This is a genomic window from Micromonospora sp. U21 (assembly GCF_018070045.1).
Taxonomy (GTDB): domain Bacteria; phylum Actinomycetota; class Actinomycetes; order Mycobacteriales; family Micromonosporaceae; genus Micromonospora.
Genome location: NZ_JAGPYK010000080.1, coordinates 1 through 1,287, shown reverse-complemented (window position 1 = coordinate 1,287; position 1,287 = coordinate 1). Strand labels below are relative to the sequence as shown.

The 1,287-nt window shown below is 69.3% G+C and carries 1 protein-coding gene; it reads right to left on the bottom strand.

From position 1 onward, the window contains the following. Positions 1 to 43 precede the first annotated feature (43 nt). Positions 44 to 1,192: an RNA-guided endonuclease TnpB family protein gene (locus tag KBX63_RS34825; protein WP_210918675.1), complete on the bottom strand. Its 1,149-nt coding sequence runs from the start codon at positions 1,190 to 1,192 to the stop codon at positions 44 to 46. Positions 1,193 to 1,287 lie beyond the last annotated feature (95 nt).

Below are 1,287 nucleotides of genomic sequence, written 5' to 3'. Positions count from 1 at the left end.
CCGAGCTTGCGGATCGTGACGGCTCGTGGTGATGAGCACGAGGTCACGCCGCGTTCGGCAGGCTGACGGCTGCCCAGCCCGTAACACCGCGTGCGGCGATGTTGCGGGCTGCGTTCCGGTCGGCGTGCTCAGCGAAGCCGCACGACCGGCAGTGGAAGGTGGATTGGTTGGGCCGGTTGGCCTTGGCGACGTGTCCGCAGGTGGAGCATCCCTGCGAGGTGTACGCCGGGTCGACGTGCACGACCGCCACTGCGGACCGCTTCGCCTTGTAGGCGATGTACTGGCCGAGTTGGTGGAACGCCCACGAGTGCAGCGTGACCCGCTGGGGCCGTCTGAGCCGTACCCGGTCGCGGATGCCGCCCAGGTCTTCCAGGGCGATTCCGCGGCCGGTGCGTTCGGCCTCGGTCACGATGCTCTTGGCGATGCGGTGGTTGGTGTCGGCGGCGAACCGGGATTCCTTGCGGCGGCGTTTCTTCAGCAGCCGCTTGGCGGACTGGGTGCCGATGGCCTGGAGTTTCGCGCGGAGCCGCTGGTTGCGGTGCCGGACCCGGTTTGTGGCCTTGCCGCAGTAGTGGCGGCCATCGGAGTCGGTGGCGAGGTTGGCGATGCCGAGGTCGACGCCGAGGAACCCGTCCGGCTCCTTAGTGGGTGCGTCAGGGATGTCGCAGGTGGCGTACAAAAACCATTTGCCGTCGCGGCAGAGCAGGTCCGACTCGCCGCGGCGGTGCGCGATCAGGAGGGCGTGCTGCTGGTCGGAGCAGCCGAACCGGATTGGCCCGGATCGGCCAGCGACCGTCCAGATCGACACCGTGCGGGCGGCCAGTTGCCAGGACAGGCAACGGTCGTCGAACGGCTGCGCCGCGTCGCGACGGAACCGGATCGGCTTGCCCTCTGCTGCCTGCCGGCGTTTCGAGCCGGCCGGGCCGAGGTTCCCCGCCCGGATGTTGGCTTTCAGGGTGGCGTACGCCCCGGCGACCTTACGGGCGACGTGGATCGCGGGCTGGGCCGACAGGCCCATGCCCTTCAGTTGGCCGTAGGTGAGCCGCTGCAACGACTGCTTGGCGAACACCCGCCGCTGATACGCCTGGGTGGAGGCGACGTTTGCGGCCTCGTTGCACAGGTCCAGGGTCGCCCGCAGCGCCGCATGCTGGGCGGCGTCCGGGAACAACCGGACCTGCACGACGATCTTCACTAGGCGTCCTGGTCGGCGTAGTCCTCTTCGGCGGCCATCGACTTCGGCCACCGCCGCCAGGCAGCCCGGTCCGCTTCGTCTTCGGAGCAGCGAGT